General features: G+C 70.4%; 17 protein-coding genes. 9 read left to right on the forward strand and 8 right to left on the reverse strand.

The genetic code is table 11. The annotated features are described in order from the left end of the window. Window positions 1-33 precede the first annotated feature (33 nt). A complete protein-coding gene (locus ADL25_RS03910) occupies window positions 34-1,521 on the forward strand; it encodes an FGGY-family carbohydrate kinase (protein WP_059126190.1) in 1,488 nt (495 codons plus the stop codon). 67 nt (window positions 1,522-1,588) lie between these two features. Here ADL25_RS03910 and ADL25_RS03915 read toward each other — a convergent pair whose 3' ends face one another. Continuing rightward, window positions 1,589-2,791 carry an ABC transporter substrate-binding protein gene (locus tag ADL25_RS03915; RefSeq protein ID WP_059126191.1) on the reverse strand — a complete coding sequence of 401 codons (1,203 nt, stop codon included), beginning with the start codon at window positions 2,789-2,791 and terminating at the stop codon, window positions 1,589-1,591. A gap of 386 nt (window positions 2,792-3,177) precedes the next feature. On the opposite strand from ADL25_RS03915, the gene ADL25_RS03920 reads away from it, so the two are divergent. From ADL25_RS03920 to ADL25_RS03930, 3 genes are all read left to right on the forward strand, one after another. Then, entirely contained in the window at window positions 3,178-4,038 is an 861-nt protein-coding gene (locus tag ADL25_RS03920; protein ID WP_220295732.1) for a cache domain-containing protein, read from the forward strand. A gap of 150 nt (window positions 4,039-4,188) precedes the next feature. After that, entirely contained in the window at window positions 4,189-5,499 is a 1,311-nt protein-coding gene (locus ADL25_RS03925) for an MFS transporter (protein ID WP_059126317.1), read from the forward strand. 129 nt (window positions 5,500-5,628) lie between these two features. Next, window positions 5,629-6,000: a DUF6479 family protein gene (locus ADL25_RS03930; protein WP_059126192.1), complete on the forward strand. Its 372-nt coding sequence runs from the start codon at window positions 5,629-5,631 to the stop codon at window positions 5,998-6,000. A 45-nt stretch (window positions 6,001-6,045) separates the two neighbouring features. Here the strand turns inward: ADL25_RS03930 and ADL25_RS03935 are convergent, their stop codons facing one another. After that, window positions 6,046-7,011 carry an ATP-dependent DNA ligase gene (locus ADL25_RS03935; protein ID WP_059126193.1) on the reverse strand — a complete coding sequence of 322 codons (966 nt, stop codon included), beginning with the start codon at window positions 7,009-7,011 and terminating at the stop codon, window positions 6,046-6,048. Between the two features lie 91 nt (window positions 7,012-7,102). Further along, a complete protein-coding gene (locus tag ADL25_RS03940; protein WP_059126194.1) occupies window positions 7,103-7,996 on the reverse strand; it encodes a Gfo/Idh/MocA family protein in 894 nt (297 codons plus the stop codon). Window positions 7,997-8,160: 164 nt separating this feature from the next. On the opposite strand from ADL25_RS03940, the gene ADL25_RS03945 reads away from it, so the two are divergent. Then, window positions 8,161-9,585, forward strand: coding sequence for a M1 family metallopeptidase (locus ADL25_RS03945; RefSeq protein ID WP_059126195.1), 1,425 nt, complete (start codon window positions 8,161-8,163; stop codon window positions 9,583-9,585). 275 nt (window positions 9,586-9,860) lie between these two features. Here the strand turns inward: ADL25_RS03945 and ADL25_RS03950 are convergent, their stop codons facing one another. Continuing rightward, on the reverse strand, window positions 9,861-11,594 hold the full coding sequence (locus ADL25_RS03950) for a phospholipid carrier-dependent glycosyltransferase (RefSeq protein WP_059126196.1): 1,734 nt from the start codon (window positions 11,592-11,594) through the stop codon (window positions 9,861-9,863). 152 nt (window positions 11,595-11,746) lie between these two features. Next, on the reverse strand, window positions 11,747-11,965 hold the full coding sequence (locus tag ADL25_RS45630) for a hypothetical protein (RefSeq protein WP_079050156.1): 219 nt from the start codon (window positions 11,963-11,965) through the stop codon (window positions 11,747-11,749). A 114-nt stretch (window positions 11,966-12,079) separates the two neighbouring features. On the opposite strand from ADL25_RS45630, the gene ADL25_RS03955 reads away from it, so the two are divergent. Next, a complete protein-coding gene (locus tag ADL25_RS03955; protein ID WP_059126318.1) occupies window positions 12,080-13,012 on the forward strand; it encodes a LysR family transcriptional regulator in 933 nt (310 codons plus the stop codon). Window positions 13,013-13,138: 126 nt separating this feature from the next. On the opposite strand, the gene ADL25_RS03960 is transcribed toward ADL25_RS03955, so the two are convergent. After that, complete coding sequence (locus ADL25_RS03960) at window positions 13,139-13,639, reverse strand: hypothetical protein (protein ID WP_059126197.1); 501 nt, start codon at window positions 13,637-13,639, stop codon at window positions 13,139-13,141. 244 nt (window positions 13,640-13,883) lie between these two features. On the opposite strand from ADL25_RS03960, the gene ADL25_RS03965 reads away from it, so the two are divergent. After that, window positions 13,884-14,414 (forward strand): hypothetical protein, encoded by a 531-nt coding sequence (locus tag ADL25_RS03965; RefSeq protein WP_059126198.1) that lies wholly within the window; start codon window positions 13,884-13,886, stop codon window positions 14,412-14,414. A gap of 268 nt (window positions 14,415-14,682) precedes the next feature. On the opposite strand, the gene ADL25_RS03970 is transcribed toward ADL25_RS03965, so the two are convergent. Together ADL25_RS03970 and ADL25_RS03975 are read right to left on the reverse strand one after the other, a co-directional pair. Further along, complete coding sequence (locus ADL25_RS03970) at window positions 14,683-14,943, reverse strand: hypothetical protein (protein ID WP_059126199.1); 261 nt, start codon at window positions 14,941-14,943, stop codon at window positions 14,683-14,685. Window positions 14,944-15,094: 151 nt separating this feature from the next. Next, the gene (locus ADL25_RS03975; protein ID WP_059126200.1) at window positions 15,095-15,487 is read right to left on the reverse strand and encodes a helix-turn-helix domain-containing protein; all 393 of its coding nucleotides are present in this window, start codon (window positions 15,485-15,487) and stop codon (window positions 15,095-15,097) included. Window positions 15,488-15,721: 234 nt separating this feature from the next. Between ADL25_RS03975 and ADL25_RS03980 the strand changes: the two genes are divergently transcribed. Both ADL25_RS03980 and ADL25_RS03985 read left to right on the forward strand, forming a co-directional pair. Then, window positions 15,722-15,934, forward strand: coding sequence for a hypothetical protein (locus tag ADL25_RS03980; RefSeq protein WP_181923315.1), 213 nt, complete (start codon window positions 15,722-15,724; stop codon window positions 15,932-15,934). 205 nt (window positions 15,935-16,139) lie between these two features. Then, a complete protein-coding gene (locus ADL25_RS03985; RefSeq protein WP_059126201.1) occupies window positions 16,140-16,358 on the forward strand; it encodes a hypothetical protein in 219 nt (72 codons plus the stop codon). Window positions 16,359-16,388 lie beyond the last annotated feature (30 nt).

The following is a 16,388-nucleotide window of genomic DNA, read 5'->3' on the forward strand; positions in this document are numbered from 1 at the left end:
TCCCGGGAGTCTCTATGCGGAGGACGGGAACGCATGACGGTGCTCGGTGTCGACATCGGTACGTCCAGCAGCAAAGGCGTGCTGGTCGGTGGGGACGGTACGGTTCTGGGCACCGCCGTGCGCCCGCATGCGGTAAGTCGGCCCCGGCCCGGCCACGTCGAGATGGACGCGCGTGTCTGGTGGGACGAATTCATTGCGATCGCCCGCGAGTTGGTGACGCCGGGCACCGTCGTCGACGCGGTCGGCGTCAGTGGCATGGGTCCCTGCGTCGCCCTGGCCGACGAGACGGACACTCCGCTGCACCCGGCCGTCCTGTACGGCGTCGACACCCGTGCCACCGCCCAGATCGCCCGGCTCGACGCCGAACTGGGCCGCGATGCCGTGCTCGGGCGCTGCGGTTCCCTGCTGTCCACCCAGGCGGTCGGCCCCAAGATCGTGTGGCTGGCCGAGCACCGCCCCGACGTCACCGCCCGGGCCCGGCGGCTGTACATGCCGAGCTCCTATCTCGTGCGGCAGCTCACCGGTGTCTACGTCCTCGACCACCACTCGGCCAGCCAGTCCGTGCCGCTGTACGACTCCCTGGGCCAGGAGTGGTACCGCCCCTGGGCGCGGCGCATCGCGCCGGACATCGAACTGCCGCCCCTACGCTGGCCGGGCGAGATCGCCGGCCGTGTCACCGCCGAGGCGTCCACCGCCACCGGGCTGCCCATCGGGGTTCCGGTCGTCACCGGAACCATCGACGCCTGGTCGGAGGCGCTGAGCGTGGGCGCCCAGGGCACCGGCGACCTGATGCTCATGTACGGCAGCACCATGTTCCTGATCAACACGGTGTCGGAGCGGCTGCTGGTGCCCCAGCTGTGGAGCACCGTGGGGGCCTTGCCCGGAACGCGCAGTCTGGCGGGCGGCATGGCGACATCGGGGGTGATCACCGACTGGCTGCGGGACCTGCTCGGCGTCCCCGACCATCACGCGCTGCTCGCCGAGGCCGAGGCGTCCGGCCCGGGCGCGAAGGGCCTGCTGATGCTGCCCTACTTCGCGGGCGAGCGCACCCCGGTCGCCGACCCCGACGCCCGCGGGGTGATCGCGGGTCTCACGGTGGAGCACACCCGAGGTGATCTGTACCGCGCCGCGCTGGAGGCCAGCGCCTACGGCGTGCGGCACAACGTGGAGGCGATGCGTGCGGCGGGCGCCGACATCCGCCGGGTCGTCGCCGTCGGCGGGGGCACCCGGGGCGGTCTGTGGACCCGGATCGTCTCCGACGTCACCGGCCTGGAACAGGAGATCAGGTCCGTCACGATCGGCGCGAGCTACGGAGCCGCGTTCCTCGCCGCCGCGGCGATCGTGGACGTCGACATCGACACCTGGAATCCGGTGCACGAGCGTGTTGTACCCGATGTGCGCCGGCGGTCCCGGTACGACGACCTGTACGGCCTCTATCTGCGGCTGTACCCGGCGACCCGCGACATCGGCCATGCGCTCGCCCGTCATCAGCGCGCCCTCGCCGAGGACCCACCGCGGTGAGAGCGATGGGAGGCACGGCCCCGCCGAGGTCCGCCGAGCGCGCGACGGACCTCGGCGGCGGACCGGCTCAGCCCTTGATCTCGGTCCAGGCCTGGACCCACTTGGCATACGGCACGCACTTGATGTCCTCACGGCCGTCGAGGCACTGCTCGATCGGCGTCGTCCAGAACGCGATGTCCTTCCAGTAGCCCTCGTCGGTGGCGTGGAAGGTGTCGCAGAACGCCGGGTCGCTGGTCTCGTCGCAGGACTTGATGTTGGCAGGCGCCTCGCCGTAGTACTCGGCGACCTGGGCGTTGACCTTGGGCGAGATGATCCAGTCCATCCACTTGTAGGCGCAGTTGGGGTGCTTGGCCTTGGCGGAGATCATCCAGGTGTCGGACCAGCCGGTGGCGCCCTCCTGCGGAAGCACGGCCTTGACCTTGGCGCCCTCGCTCTCGGCGAGGTTGGCGATGACCTGCCAGGTCGTGCCGATCACGGAGTCGCCGCTCTTGAAGGAGGAGATCTCCTTGAGGTAGTCGCTCCAGTACTCGCCGACGTCGGCGTGCTGCTTCTTCAGCAGATCGACGGCCGCGTCGAACTGCTCCTGGTCGAGTGCGTACGGACTCTCGATGTCCAGGCTCGGCCGGGTCTCGCGCAGATAGAGAGCGGCGTCCGCGATGTAGATCGGCGAGTCGTAGGCGGTGACGTGCCCCTTGTACTTCGACGCGTCGTCGAAGACCGCGGACCATGACATGGGCGAGGGCGACACCTCCTTCGTGTTGTACATCAGCAGGTTCGCGCCACGGCCGTGCGGAATGCCGTACGCCTTGCCGTCGACGGAGTTCCAGCTCTGTTTCTTGAGCCCGAAGAAGACGTCCTCGTAGTTGGGCACCAGATCCGTGTTCACCGGGGCCACCTCGCCGGAGGCGATGAGCCGGAGCGATGCGTCACCGGACGCGGAGAGCGCGTCGTAGGAGCCCGACTTCATCAGCTTCACCATCTCGTCCGAGCTGGCCGCCACCTTGTTGTGGACCTGGCACCCCGTCCGCTTCTCGAAGGGGGTGACCCAGTCGGCCTTCGGGTCGGAGGAACCGTCCTCCACGTATCCCGCCCAGGAGACCAGGTTGACCTGCCCCTCCGTCGGACCGAGCTTCGACTGTGCCTCGATGTCCGGTGGGTTGAAGCCGGACGAGGAGGACGACGTGCTCGACTCGGCGAACATGCCGCAGGCGCCCACGAGGAGCAGGGAGCAGAAGGCGGCCGTCGCTTTGAAGGATCTGTACAGACGCAAGGGAATCTCCACGAAGTGGGGAAGTGGGGGGAATCGGGGGGCAGAGTCGTGACGGCCGATGCCTGGGGGGCGTCGGACGTGCAGGATGCGACCCGGGTGAGGGCGCGGCGGTGCCGTGAACGGCACCCGGTATCGGACGGCGTGGTGACCGAGGTGGTCTTCGTGCGCCGCGGATCAAAGCGGCGTACGAGGGCGTGGCTCCTGGTCGACGGGTGGATCGGGCCGATTCACCCGGGGTCCGCTCGGGGACGGGTGGCGTCTCCGGGCGGTCGGCGTGGCCCACACCATACGGAGGGTTGCATGTCGGTTCAACTTCGGTCTGTGGAAAGGGAGTTGACGGAGCGTCAAGATGCGGTGAAGCGAGCGAGGCGTATACGGTCGCGGTCATGTCCGACTCCCTGCACCAGCCCGGATCCTCGCCCTGTCTGGTTCCGTACTCCGTACCGACGGGCACGAGCACGGCCGCGAGAGACGGCGGCCGTCGCACAGGGGCAGCCACGGCGACACTCGACCCGGCCACCGAGGCCGGCGTCGCGGCCCGGGTGCGCCGGGCCCTGGAGGCCGTCTTCGACACCGTCGCCCACACCCGGGCCGACACCGCGGCACTGCTGACCCGGATCGCCGCCCAGGGCCGTGGCCCCGTGAGCGCCGATCTCGCGGCGCTGCGACCGGGCCTTCATCTCCACCTGGCCCGGCAGGAGCTGGTCTCCGGTGTCGGATTCATCGCGGCACCGGGGCTGCTCGGTGATGTGCCGGCGTGGCTGGAGTGGTGGCAGACCGGCTCCGACGGTGCCGTACGACCGCTGATGCTCGATCTGGATCCACGGCAGTCCGCGTACTCCGACTACACGCACTGGGACTGGTTCGCCCTGCCGCGGGACACCGGACGCCGTGCGGTCGCAGGGCCGTACGTCGACTATCTCTGCTCCGACGAGTACAGCCTCACCCTGTCCGCGCCCGTCCATATACAGGGCCGTTTCGCGGGGGTCGCTGCGGCGGACGTGTATCTGCGGCACTTCGAGGCCGCCGTGATTCCCCTTCTTCAGGGGTTGCCCGGCCCGGCCTACCTGGTCAACGCCCGCGGTCGCGTCGCCGCCTCGGCCGACCCGGCCCATCTGGTCGGCTCGCTCACCAAGGGACCCGACTTCGGCGCGCTGCTGGCCGAGGGACGGCCCGGCCGCCACGACGGGCTGCGCCTGGTCCCCTGCGACGACATCCCGCTCGTGCTCGTCGTGGCGGGCGACTGAGCGGCGTCCTGATCTGCCCCACCCGGGGGCGCGCCGAGATCCGGCACGCCGATCACCGGCACCCGAGCCGTGCCCCGACTACCGGCATCACAGGTGGATCGGTGATAGTGAACCCGGAATAAATAGATGTACGAGGCAGTCAGGAAGCCCGTGGACACGAGTGAGAGCACAACCGACAACAAGACGGCCCCGGACGAGGGTGCGCCGGACGGGCAGGAGAGACAGAACAAGGGCTGGCGCCGCTGGGCGATGGACACCCGGCCGCTGCGTCGCCCGGCCTTTCGCCGTCTGTGGTCCTCGACGATCGTGACGTCCGTCGGCAGCCAACTCACCGCGGTCGCCGTCCCCAAGCAGATCTACGACATCACGCACTCCTCCGCATGGGTCGGCTATGCGAGCCTCGCCGGTCTGCTGCCCCTGACGGTCTTCGCTCTCTGGGGCGGCGCGATCGCCGACCGGATGGACCGCCGCAAGCTGCTGCTGCTCACCAACCTGGGCCTGGCCGTGACGTCGGTGCTCTTCTGGGTCCAGGCCGCCGTCGGCCTTGACTCGGTGCTCACCCTGGTGGTGCTGCTCGCGCTCCAACAGGCCTTCTTCGGCCTCAACTCGCCGGCTCGCAGTGCGTCAATCGCCCGGCTGGTGCCGTCGGAGGAACTCCCGGCGGCCAACGCGCTCGGTTCCACCGTCATGCAGACCGGTCTGGTGGCGGGCCCCCTCCTCGCCGGCGCCCTCATCCCGGTGATCGGGCTGTCCGAGCTCTACCTGATCGACGCCCTGGCCCTGTGCGTGACCTTGTGGGCGGTCGCCCGGCTGCCCGCCATGCCGCCGCTGACCGCGGCGGCGAAGGCCACCACGGGATGGCAGTCGATAGCAGAGGGATTCCGCTACATCTCGGTCCACAAGGTCCTGCTGCTCTCTTTCCTCGCCGACATCATCGCCATGGTGTTCGGCATGCCCCGCGCGCTGTTCCCGCAGCTCGCCGCCCAGACCTACGCGCCCTACGGCGAAGGCCTGGCGCTCGGTCTGCTCTTCGCGGCGATCCCGATCGGCGCCGTGCTCGGTGGCCTGATGTCCGGCACGTTCTCCCGGGCCCGTCGCCACGGCCTGATGGTCATCGCCGCCGTCATCGCCTGGGGAGCGGCCGTCACCGGCCTCGGGCTCAGCACGAACCTCTGGGTGGCCGTCGCCTTTCTGGCCGCCGCCGGAGTCGCCGACATGGTTTCCATGGTTTTCCGCGGCGCCATTCTGCTGTCCGCGGCGACCGACGAGATGCGCGGCCGAATGCAGGGCGTCTTCACGGTCGTCGTCGCCGGCGGACCGCGCCTGGCGGACGTGCTGCACGGCACGGTCGGCTCGGCCGCCGGCGTCCGTGCGGCCATCGCAGGCGGCGGTCTGATGGTCATCGCGGCCACCCTTGTCCTGGCCCTGGCCACCCCGGCCCTGCGCGAGTACCGCATCTGACCGGGCCCCAGCGGCCCGGCCCGTACAGGGGCGCCCACCTGCACCGGAATTCCCCGAGAAAATCGGAATGAAGATTCCCGGAGAAATTCTCCGGGAGCCTTTCCAATTCAACGGGGGTATGGTCATGGCATGAATACGGCGAGCCTTGTAGTACTGGCTGTATCGCAGGAACAACTCAACGTGTTCTTCGCCTTTATCGGCGGCATGGTGGTCGCCGGAGCGTTGATCTGGGCCGTCCGGCTCGGAATGGACGTAAGGGACCGCGAACCGGCACCACCGAGCCCCGAGGAGCAGCCCCATCTGCCCGAGGGCGGAGCGGTCCATGAGGAACGAGAGATGCGGGAACCCAGAGAGGTGCCGCACGCGTCGCAGGAGAGCGAACGGCTCATGCCGTACCAGCTCCACCACGCGGCCAGCCAACGCTGCGAGGACCAGAAGCGTAAGCGGTGGCTGCCGGGGTCCAGCGGCGCGTTCGGCAGCGGAGGCCCCGGTCACGTCTGAACCGCGGCCGGCCGTGGAGCCACGGGCGTACGGGCCCCACGGCGGTCACGGCAGATAGGCGGCCGAGTCCTCCGGTGCGAGATCCGGGCGCAGACGCAGCCAGGACGGTTGTCTCAGCAGACCGGACCGAGTGCGGGTGCTGTAGCGGACCTCGCCGACCAGCCTCGGCAGGACCCAGCGGGCATCCGGCACCCTCGGGTCGCGGTCGAAGGGGCAGACGTGCGTTTCGACCGTGCTGAGCAGCCTGGCGAGTTCGGTTCGCTCGGCTTCGGTCCAGCCCGTCCCCACCCGGCCGACATAGTGCAGGCGTCCGGCCTCCCGCTGACCCACCAGCAATGCTCCGGGCAGCCCGGACAGGCGCCCCCGGCCGGGCAGCCAGCCGCCGACGATCACATCCACGGCCCGGACGTTGCGGATCTTGATCCAGGAGCGCGAACGCACACCGGGTTCGTACACCGAGTCCAGCCTCTTGCAGACCAGCCCTTCCAGGCCGCTCTCCCTGGTCGCCTCGAGCGCACGCGCCCCGTGCCCCACGAGTGCACCCGGCGTCGACCAGTGCCGTCCGGTCAGCCCGAGCTCCTCCAGCTGGGCCCGGCGGCGCGCATAGGGAAGCGCGGTGAGGTCACGCCGAAGGAACATCAGGTCGAACAGCACGAGATGCACGGGAGTGTGTGCCGCGCGGCGCGCCGCCAGCGCGGGGGAGTGGGCCAGTCCCATACGGGACTGCAGCCGCTGGAAGTCGCCGTGCCCCCGCTCGTCCGGCGCCACCACCTCGCCGTCCAGTACGGCGGGTGCCGCACCCAGGGCCTCGCCCAGCGGGCCGAGTTCCGGATAGGCGCCGGTGATGATCTCGCCCGACCGGGCGCGCAGCTCGAGGGTGCCGTCGCCCGGGAGGTAGACCACCGCCCGCTGGCCGTCCTGCTTCGTCTCGTAGGCCCACTGGGTGTCCTGCCGCGCGGGCGGCAGGACACCGGGGGTGGCCAGCATGGGGGCGATCAGCGGCAGTCTCACGGGTCAGTTGTGGACGCCTCGGCCCGCCCTCACGCGTGCCGGCCGGGCGATTTCCCCTGAACGGCGCCCTTGTCCGGCACCGCCCGGTCCCTCACCCCCGAGCGGCATGCGCGATCAGCTCCTGCAACCGCAGTCCGCGCCGGGCGTCCAGCTCCCCGGACACCCCGGTGCGCACGGCCGTGGCGAACTCGCGGCGCAGCACCGGCCACGCATCCTCGTAGTCGAGCCCGGTCGTGTCGTACACCAGCGGGGGCTCGGAGCCGAAGAGCTCGATGTGGGTACCGCCCTCCGGGACGTTCACCGATCCCGACAGGGAGCACTGACTGACCGCCCCGCCCTCGTGCTCGCAGGTCAATTCGACCCAGCGGCGCGGATCCCCTGCGCTCCGCACCCGTTCGATGGGGCCGATCGCCGCGTCCAGCAGGTCGAGCAGATGAGGGCCGACGTCCAGCAGCGCGCCGTGCTCCAGGCGCCACGGGGTCGCGAAGTCCCCACCCAGGAAGGCACCGCTCAGTCCGCGGGACCGGGCGCCGGCCACCTCGAGTTTCCGTGCGGCGGCCAGGAAGCGGCGCGCGGCGGGGTGGTAGCGGTTGGACAGGACGAGCTGCGAGACGACGCCCGCCTCCTCGATGGCGTCGGCGAGCCGCCGCGCCGAGGACAGATCCCCTCCGAGGGGCTTCTCCAGCAGCAGGGCCTTGCCCGCCTTCACGGCCCGCAACGCCAGCTCCGCCTGGATCGCGGGAGGAACCGAGAAGGCCACCGCCTCACAGTTCTCGAGAAGTTCGTCGAAATCGGCGGCGACGTCCGCGCCGTAGGGGGCCGCGGTCTCCCGGGCCGCCTCCTCGCGGCGTGCCCACACCGACGTCAGCCGGGTCTCGGGCCCGGCCGCCAGCACACGCGCGTGCACCGCGCGCGCCCAGGGGCCCGCCCCGACCAGCCCGACCCTCACCGGTTCCCCGGTCCATGGCAGCGAGATGTCCGTCATGGACGGAACTCCATCATGATTCGACGGCCTTGAACAGATGCGCCCCGAGCGTCCGGTGAACCTCGCGAGGCGCAAGGGAACTTGACCGAACCGAGGCGGTCCGCGGGCGCTCCGGCCTCCTAAGCTGACCCGGCAGTGATCAACCCCCAGCCTCAGGAGCAGCCGTGACGCCATCCCGTCGGCACCCCGTCACACGCACCACCCTCCTGCCCGGACCCGCCGTCGCCACCGTGGTCCCCTTCGCCCTCGCCGCCCTGCTCGCCGGGGCGGGCCCGGCGGCCGCGGGCACCGTCGGGGCGGCGGGTGCGGGCGACCCGTACTTCCCGCTGGAGGGCAACGGCGGTTATGACGTGCGCCACTACGACCTGACCCTCGGCTACGACACCGGCAACGGCCGTCTCGACGCCACGGCGGTCCTGAGCGCGCGTGCCACACAACGTCTGAGCCGCTTCGACCTCGACTTCAAGGGCCTCAAGGTCACCGGCGTGACCGTCGACCACGTCAAGGCGTCCTTCCGTCGCGACGGTCAGGAACTCGTCGTCACGCCACGGCACGCGCTCGCCCGGGGCCAGGCCTTCCGTGTCGCCGTCGCCTACCAGGGCAAGCCCGGTCCCGTCACCGACCCCGACGGCTCGCCCGACGGCTGGATCCCCACCGACGACGGCGCGTTCGTGGCGAACGAGCCGCAGGGTGCCATGACCTGGTTCCCGTCCGACAGCCACCCCACGGACAAGGCGTCGTACGACATCACCATCACGGTCCCGCAAGGGCGGACGGCCGTCTCCAACGGTGTGCTCGTCGGCCGGAGGACGGTGCACGGGCGCACCACGTTCCACTGGCGCCAGTCCGAACCGATGGCGGCATACCTGGCCACGGCCACCGTGGGCACGTTCGAGGTGGAGAGCTACACCACCCGCGACGGCATCAAGGTCTACAACGCCGTCGATCCGCGTGAGGCGTCCGCGGCGGCCCCCGTGCTCAAGGAACTCCCGTCCGTCCTCGCCTGGGAGAGCAAGCTCTTCGGTCCGTACCCCTTCCGCGCGGCCGGTTCCATCGTGGACAGGGCACCGGACGTCGGCTACGCCCTCGAGACCCAGACCCGGCCCGTCTACGACCGCGCGCCCAGCCTGGGCACGCTCGTCCACGAGAACGCCCACCAGTGGTTCGGGGACTCCGTGAGCCTCACCCGCTGGCAGGACATCTGGCTCAACGAGGGCTTCGCGACCTACGCGGAGTGGCTCTACAGCGAGCAGCACGGCGGCAGGACGGCCCAGCAGACGTTCGACGCCCTGTACGCCCGCCCGGCGAGCGACGACGTGTGGTCCTTCCCTCCCGCCGACCCCGGCAGCGGGGCGCACATCTTCGACAGCCCCGTGTACGACCGCGGTGCCATGGCCCTGCACAAGCTCCGCACGGCCGTCGGCGACGCGACGTTCTTCCGGATCCTGCGTACCTGGGCGGCGCAGAACCGGGGCGGCCATGGAACCACGGCCCAGTTCACCGGGCTCGCCGAGCGACTGTCGGGCAAGCACCTGGACGCCCTGTTCCACACCTGGCTCGACACGGCGGGCAAGCCGTCGACGCCGTGAACCGGTGCCGCACCAGAGGCACCGTTCGCCCTGCGGCACGGGGACGGTGAGTCAGGCGCCGGCCGGCCTGTCCGCCATGGGCTGCGGCGCATGAGCCGGCGCGTCACCGGTGCGCCGGACGAAGTCGATGGCCTCGGCATTCCCGTCGAGGTCATCGACGCGGCGGCGCCGTACGGGGACGTCCGGGCGGACTCGTGCTGACTTCGGCGCCCCGGTACGACGGTGGTCCGTCCGCAAGCCCTCGACGCCGATACCCCCGAAGGCCCGTGTGAGCCCTAGGGCCGCCGGAAGATCGTGATCGAGTGCCCGACGTCGTCGATCGCCCTGCTGCCGCGGATCAGCTGTTCGAGGCGGCCGTCGGCCTTTGCGATCGACGTGTCGGACACGACGAGCAGCCCGTGCACCCGGTCCGGAGACACCTTGAGCGGGTTGTGCCCGTGGATGCCGTACCAGGAGGGCACACCGCTGCCCTTGTAGACGAGCCAGACGTCACGGGTGCCCGGGTAGCGCTCGCGCAGCCGGTCGGCCAGCCGGCCGAGATCCTGTCCCCAGTCGACGTTCGAGTCGTGCAGCCGCAGGTGCGTCTTCGCGGGACCGCCGAACGCCTCGTTCGAGTACGGCAGGTAGTACGGATACGTGCGCAGCGAACTGAGTGCGACGAACACGACCAGGACGGCCGTCACGGCGTACGCCCACCGCCGCCGCAGCGCCGGCAGACAGGCGGCCGCAACGGCGAGGAACACCGGTACGAAGAGCGCGTAACGCACCCCGAGGTCGCGTGAACCCTGCATGGCCGCGGCCAGCAGCAGCGCGGGGGGAATCAGCACGAAGGGGGCGGCGGCACGCAGCCGTGGCACCGCCGCCATGGCCGCGGCGCCGGCGAGCCACAGCACCAGCATGCCGAGCGGCGTCTTCACCAGCAGGGCGGCCGGCAGGTAGTACCAGAGGGAGCCCGTGTAGAGCCGGCCGAACAGATACCCGCGCCAGGTGTCGCTCTCGAAGCCGAACTGGATGCGCATCCCGTCGCGGTAGGGGGCGGGCAAGGGCAGTCGGTCGATCAGCAGGGCGCGCAGACCGTGCACCGTCGGCACGTCCGAAGGGGGCGTCCAGCGCAATCGTGGGTCGACGACCAGATACGTGGCCCATACGACGCCCACCAGAACCACCGCCACACCGAGCGCGGCCGCAAGCGCGCGGACCGTGCGCCGCGCCCTCGGGACTGCGCCCCCCATCGCATGCCAGTACGACCACCCGGCCAGAGCCAGCAGTACGGGCACCGCGGGCAGCGTGCTCATCTTCGTGGCGCCCGCCGCGCCCGACGCCACCCCGGCGAGCGCCAGACTGGGCAGCGGTCTGTACCGGGCCCGCCACACCATCCATGCTGCCGTCACCACGAAGCCTGCCGCGGGCACGTCGAGCGTGGCCAGCGAACCGTTGGTGATGAGGTCGGGTGAGAACGTGTAGAGCGCGAGTGCCGCCAGACCGCCCATGGAACCGACGAGATCACGGGCGAAGCCGAAGACGGCCAGCCCGAAGAGCAGGGTCACCACCATCACGGGCAGCCGCGCCCAGAACATCACCTGCCACGGGTCGTTGCCCGACTCGTACAGCAGCCGACGGCCCAACTGCCCTTGATCGCCACGGAACCCCGGCTCGAGACGCGGGTGCGCGAAGACCGTGCCGCCGGCGATGATGAGCTTGCCGAGCGGTGGATGTTCGGGGTTGAACCGCAGGCTGTGCTCCCGTACGTACACGACCGCCGTGCCCACGTACACGGGCTCGTCGATCGTCGGGGTCTGCTGCACGGCGGTGCTGACCATGGCGAACGCCATCTGCGCCAGCAGTGCGAAGACCGCGAGCACGAGCAGCGGCCGCCGGTGGCGCCGCAGCCGCGTCCAGCGGCCCGGGGCGCTCCGCTCCGGGGACGACGGACCGGGGCGGGGCGTCCCGGACGGCGCCGGAGGCTCACTGCGCTCGCGCGCACGGAGCGACTGCTGCTCGTACGTCATCGTCCGCGCCCTCCGGTGTACGTGCGGACCGGGCCGCCCGCGCACCCGGCGCCCATGAATGCTGCCATGTCCTGTGCTACGTCGGCACGGTGGGAGCTTGCTCAATCACGGGTGTGCCGGATCTGCGAAGGATCGGGCGGCCCGGTCGGCCGTCATTGCTCGCAGGGCTGCTCCACGGGCCGCGCGGGCCGGCTGCGTGAGACGACGCGTACACCTCGGGCGTCCAGCAGGCGGACCTGCAGCGAACCGCAGGCACAACGGGTCCACAGCGTCCGGCCGTCGGCAGTGCCGTGCCGGGAGAGCATCTGGAACGGCGCCGCATGGTCGGGCCATCCGCAGTACGGGCAGGCCGGGGCGGGGGTGCGAGTCATCACGGACTCCCTTCTGGCGCTTGGGCGCAACCATGTCGATGCCACCAGGGTGGGCGCACACCGCCGTTCACGTCCACGTTGACTTGCTGGACACGACCGTGAAGCGTGGACTTCATGATTGACCTACGCCGACTGCATGTCCTGCGGGCCGTCGCGCACTACGGCACCGTCACCGCCGCGGCGCGTGCCCTGCACTTCACGACGTCCGCCGCATCCCAGCAGATCCGGCAGCTCTCCCGCGAGCTCGGTGTCGAGTTGCTGGAACCGCAGGGTCGGGGCGTACGGCTCACACCCGCCGCCCGTGGACTGCTGGCACACGCCGACGCCATACGGACGCGATGGGAGCAGGCCGAACACGACCTGCGCGCCGACGACGGGGAACTGGCCGGAGTGCTGCGGGTGAGCGGATTCCCGGTGGCCGTCTCGGAGCTCCTCGCCCCGATGGCGGCCCGCACGCGCGCCCACCATCCCCGCCTGTCCGTGCAGATCCGGGAAGCGGGGCTCCCGGAGGCCTTCGATCTGCTCTTCGAGGGTGAGACGGACCTCGCCGTCGTGGAGGTGACACCGCACAATCCGCCGCGCGGTGACGTCCGCTTCGAGCAGGAGCCGCTGATGGACGACCCGTTCGACCTCGTCGTGCCGGACGGTCACGAGCTGGCGGGCCGCGAGTGCGTCGATCTCGCGGAGGCGGCTCTGGAGCCCTGGATCGCCCCGGTTGCGGACAGCCCGTGCCGGCCGCATGTGGTCTCCGCGTGCGCTGCGGCCGGATTCACGCCGGACATCGTCCATCAGGCGCTCGACTGGAACGTGGCCGCCCATCTCGTCGCCCATGGACTCGGGGTCGCCCTGATACCGCGCCTGGCCCGGCTGCCGCCGCACCTCGAGCTCACCCGCGTCCGCTGTGCCGGTGACCCGCACCGCAAGTTCCTCACCTGCGTACGGGCCGGAGGAACGGTCCGACCGGCCGTCGCCGCGGCTCTCGCCCAGGTGCGTGAACTCGCGGTCGCGTCGGTCGGCGGGTCCATGGCTTCGCCCGGCTCGCAGTAGTGAGGGGAGACGCGCGGCCGTCGCACAGGGAGGAGGCGATTCCGGAACCGTGGACTCAGGGCCGCACGGGGACGCGCGCCGGGGCCACGGACGGGCACAGCGGGGCCGCGGCGCCGTACCGGGCTGTCAGGGGCGGGCGTACTCCTGTCTGACGACCGCAGCGAGTTGGGCGAGGGCATCCTGGGCAGCGGTGCGATCGGCGGCGTCGAGCACGGCGAGGGCGTCCGCGGCGGCCTCCCGGACCCGCTGTGTCACCTCGTCCAGCGCCGCCATCCGATAGGCGACCGTGCGCCGCGCGGCACGCTCCTCGGGTGTGACCCCCGTGGGCCCGCTGCGCGGGAAGACGGCGGCCTCGTACGCGGCGATGTGCAGGAGCACCCCATGGGCGATCCCGTCGGCATAGCCGCGGATCCCGGCCTCACGCCGGGCCGCCTCGAAGTGCGTCCACGCACGTCGACGCAGGAAAAGGGCGCCGAGCGCGCCCGCCGCGCCCGCACCGGCCGCGGTGAGGAGAGCCAAGCCCACACCGCCGAAGAGCGCGCCGATCAGCGCCCCGCTCGCGGTGGTCAGGCACACTAGTCCGCTGACGAGCAGCAACAGAGCACGGGCGGGCGTGATCGTGGTCATGGACGTGCAGTGTGCCAGCCGTCACTGTGGCGCGTGGCCCGGGCACCGGCTCCGGACGTGTGATGGACGTGATGTGTGACACGTGCGGGATCGTGGTGCTGCGGCCAGACGGCGGATCCATGCTGCGCACGGCTTGATCGGTGATCAAGCGCGGCATATCCGCTGGCCACGTGGTGTTCCGTGCATTTGACACTTTGTTGCGTGCGCGGATAGGAAGCTAGGCGCGGAAGTGGAGAGGTGGACTGTGCGCGAGCCCAATGTGATCGGCGACTGGCAGGAATGCGCAGACGAGCATGCCGGTCTGCGTGTCCGCGTCTCCGGTCTGGAGAGGGCCGAGCCCCCGCGCGGGCGTGACGAGGCCGCCGAAGGCCTGACCTATTTCCGCTTTCGGGTGACCGTGGAGAACCGCATGGGGGAACCTGCCGGGATCCACCTCGAGGACGGCCAACTCGACATCCGGATCGGCCCCGACGGCGAGAGCGCGTTCCTCGACTGGCGCAACTCGCAATTCATCGAGGGCTTCGATCTGTATCCGCTGCGCCGGGCGACCGCCGTCCTGTACGCAGCCGCCCCGGAACCGCTATTGAATCTCGTCGACATCCAGGTGCAGTTGAAGGCGGACGACGACTGGGCCGACCGGTATCTGTGGTCCGGAGACATGACCGCGCCGGACGGCGAGCCCGGTGTCCCCGCACGGAACGACAGCGTGTCGGAGAGCCTGGCCGGCCAGATCACCGCGTTCCTGCGTGAGCAGGCCGAACGGGGCCAGGGCTGAGTCGTCCGCCGGTGCGCGGCTAGTCGCCACGATGCCGCCAGTACCACACCGCGCCTGCGGCGAGGGCGAACAGGAGGATCAGCGGCACGATCAGGCCGGGGATGCGGGCTGGGCTCATGAAGTCGCTCGAAAGGTGGGGCGGCTGTACGGATGTGCGAAGGGTGCCATGGCGTGATGGTGCCCTGCTCGATGGCTCGAAGTCATCCGTTCGACGTCTGGATCTGTGTACGAGTGTGTTCCCGGCGTCCGGTGTCGCCGTGGATGTCCTTCACTCGCGGTAGACGGTGAGCACGGCACCGTTGATCTCGATCCGCTGCGGGGTGGGACCCTCACCGCGCCGGAGCATGGCGAGGCACTGGTCGAAGAGTGCGAGTTCATCCTCGCTGAGCACTGCGGCCGCGAGGTCGAGCAGTTCTCCGATGGAGGCGTCGGTCAGATCGGCCGGAAGCTCACCGGAGAGCAGGACCACGGACTCTCCCGTCGGTCCCTTGACGATGGCGGTGGTGGGGCCGCCGTGTACGAAGAGCAAGGTGTCCCCCAGAGGACCTGGGGTGTGCGGCTCACGCGCCCAGGCAGGAGGAGAGACTAGCGCCGGATCATGCGTGTTTGGGCGGAAGTGACTTCTTCTAGTGCAAGTGGCCCGTGGGGCGGGGGTGCGCCCTTCGTACCGCCGCCGGGGGTCAGGAGTCGCCCGAAGGGCGGTTGAGCAGAGACTCGACCAGCGCCGCGACATGGCGACGGTCATCGGACGACAGTCGCTGGACGCTCGCGATGAGGACGTCCACCTCGGGGTCGCCCGGAGCCGCGGGCGTGGGCGCCGACTCGGCCGCGGGGGCGTAGAGATGAATGCCGCAGGCCTCCGCCGCGGCCTGGCGGATGGTCTGCAGTGGGAGTCCCAGACCCTGCGCGAGCCCTTCGAGCGTGGCCGGCTGAGGCATACGGGCCATGTGATCGGCGGTCGCCAGATGGTGGACCGTGGAGCGCGGGATGCCTCCGCGGCGGGCGACGTCGCCGTATGACCAGCGCTCGCTGTCCAGCCGGTCACGGATGATCTGCTGCAGTGCGTTGGCCACCGATGGTCACTTCCTGCTCGCCGCCGGGCGGAACTTTTCCGCGTCGGATCATTCTAGGGGCGAGTTGGGTGAGTTACGGAAGGTGTTCTCCTGAACCGCTTGCGTCACCCGCTTTCCAGCCCCTAGTGTCCAATCTCGTTGGACAGCCCGTCCGACGGAGTTGGACGCGATCCGGGGGGACCTGATCGTGTCCGACGTGAACACATCTCGAACCCTGAGGGGGAATCGATCATGATGGATCCTCGTGAGCTCGACGCCGAGTCCGCGGAGCTGCTGCCGGGCCGTGAGGCCCTCGGTCGCCTGAAGTTCAGCTTCGGCAAGACCGTGAACGTCAGCAAGCACGTCGCCAATGTCTCCGCCCACAACGAGTCGGCCGCCCTGAACGACCACTCCGCGTGGTCGGTGGCGGACTCGGGCGCCGCCCAGGCCATCAACATCCACCAGTGATCCGGTGCCGCACGGTCCGTCGCCCCGGAACCGTGCGGCACCCGGTACCGCCGCGGCGAAGCATCACCACACCTCCGCCCGCCGCGGCGGTACCACCACCGGGCACCGGTATCCGACGGGATATCACCAACCTTGCCGGGCGGCGGTCCGATTCCGCCCGGCTCCCACACGCTGCCTAACGAAGGTCTTGAGGAAAGGACACGCCATGAGCATGAACGCACACGAGCTGGACGCCGAGTCCGCGGAGCTGCTGCCGGGCCGCGAGGCCCTGGGCCGGCTGAAGTTCAGCTTCGGCAAGACGGTCAACGTCAGCAAGCACGTCGCCAATGTCTCCGCCCACAACGAGTCGGCCGCGCTCAACGACCACTCCTCGTGGTCGGTCGCCCAGTCCGCGGCCTCGCAGTCGATCAACATCAGCCAGTAACCCCGTACGACGAGGGCAAGTTGGGCGGAC

It is taken from the genome of Streptomyces sp. NRRL F-5122, assembly GCF_001507435.1.
In the GTDB taxonomy this organism is placed as follows: domain Bacteria; phylum Actinomycetota; class Actinomycetes; order Streptomycetales; family Streptomycetaceae; genus Streptomyces; species Streptomyces lannensis.

Bases quoted from the DNA above. Each gene is read 5' to 3' on its own strand.
- ADL25_RS03910 (WP_059126190.1), top strand. From the start codon at position 34: ATGACGGTGCTCGGTGTCGACATCGGTACGTCCAGCAGCAAAGGCGTG.
- ADL25_RS03985 (WP_059126201.1), top strand. From the start codon at position 16,140: ATGAGCATGAACGCACACGAGCTGGACGCCGAGTCCGCGGAGCTGCTG.
- ADL25_RS03950 (WP_059126196.1), bottom strand. From the start codon at position 11,594: ATGACGTACGAGCAGCAGTCGCTCCGTGCGCGCGAGCGCAGTGAGCCT.
- ADL25_RS03940 (WP_059126194.1), bottom strand. From the start codon at position 7,996: ATGACGGACATCTCGCTGCCATGGACCGGGGAACCGGTGAGGGTCGGG.
- ADL25_RS03960 (WP_059126197.1), bottom strand. From the start codon at position 13,639: ATGACCACGATCACGCCCGCCCGTGCTCTGTTGCTGCTCGTCAGCGGA.
- ADL25_RS03920 (WP_220295732.1), top strand. From the start codon at position 3,178: ATGTCCGACTCCCTGCACCAGCCCGGATCCTCGCCCTGTCTGGTTCCG.
- ADL25_RS45630 (WP_079050156.1), bottom strand. From the start codon at position 11,965: ATGACTCGCACCCCCGCCCCGGCCTGCCCGTACTGCGGATGGCCCGAC.
- ADL25_RS03955 (WP_059126318.1), top strand. From the start codon at position 12,080: ATGATTGACCTACGCCGACTGCATGTCCTGCGGGCCGTCGCGCACTAC.
- ADL25_RS03980 (WP_181923315.1), top strand. From the start codon at position 15,722: ATGGATCCTCGTGAGCTCGACGCCGAGTCCGCGGAGCTGCTGCCGGGC.
- ADL25_RS03930 (WP_059126192.1), top strand. From the start codon at position 5,629: ATGAATACGGCGAGCCTTGTAGTACTGGCTGTATCGCAGGAACAACTC.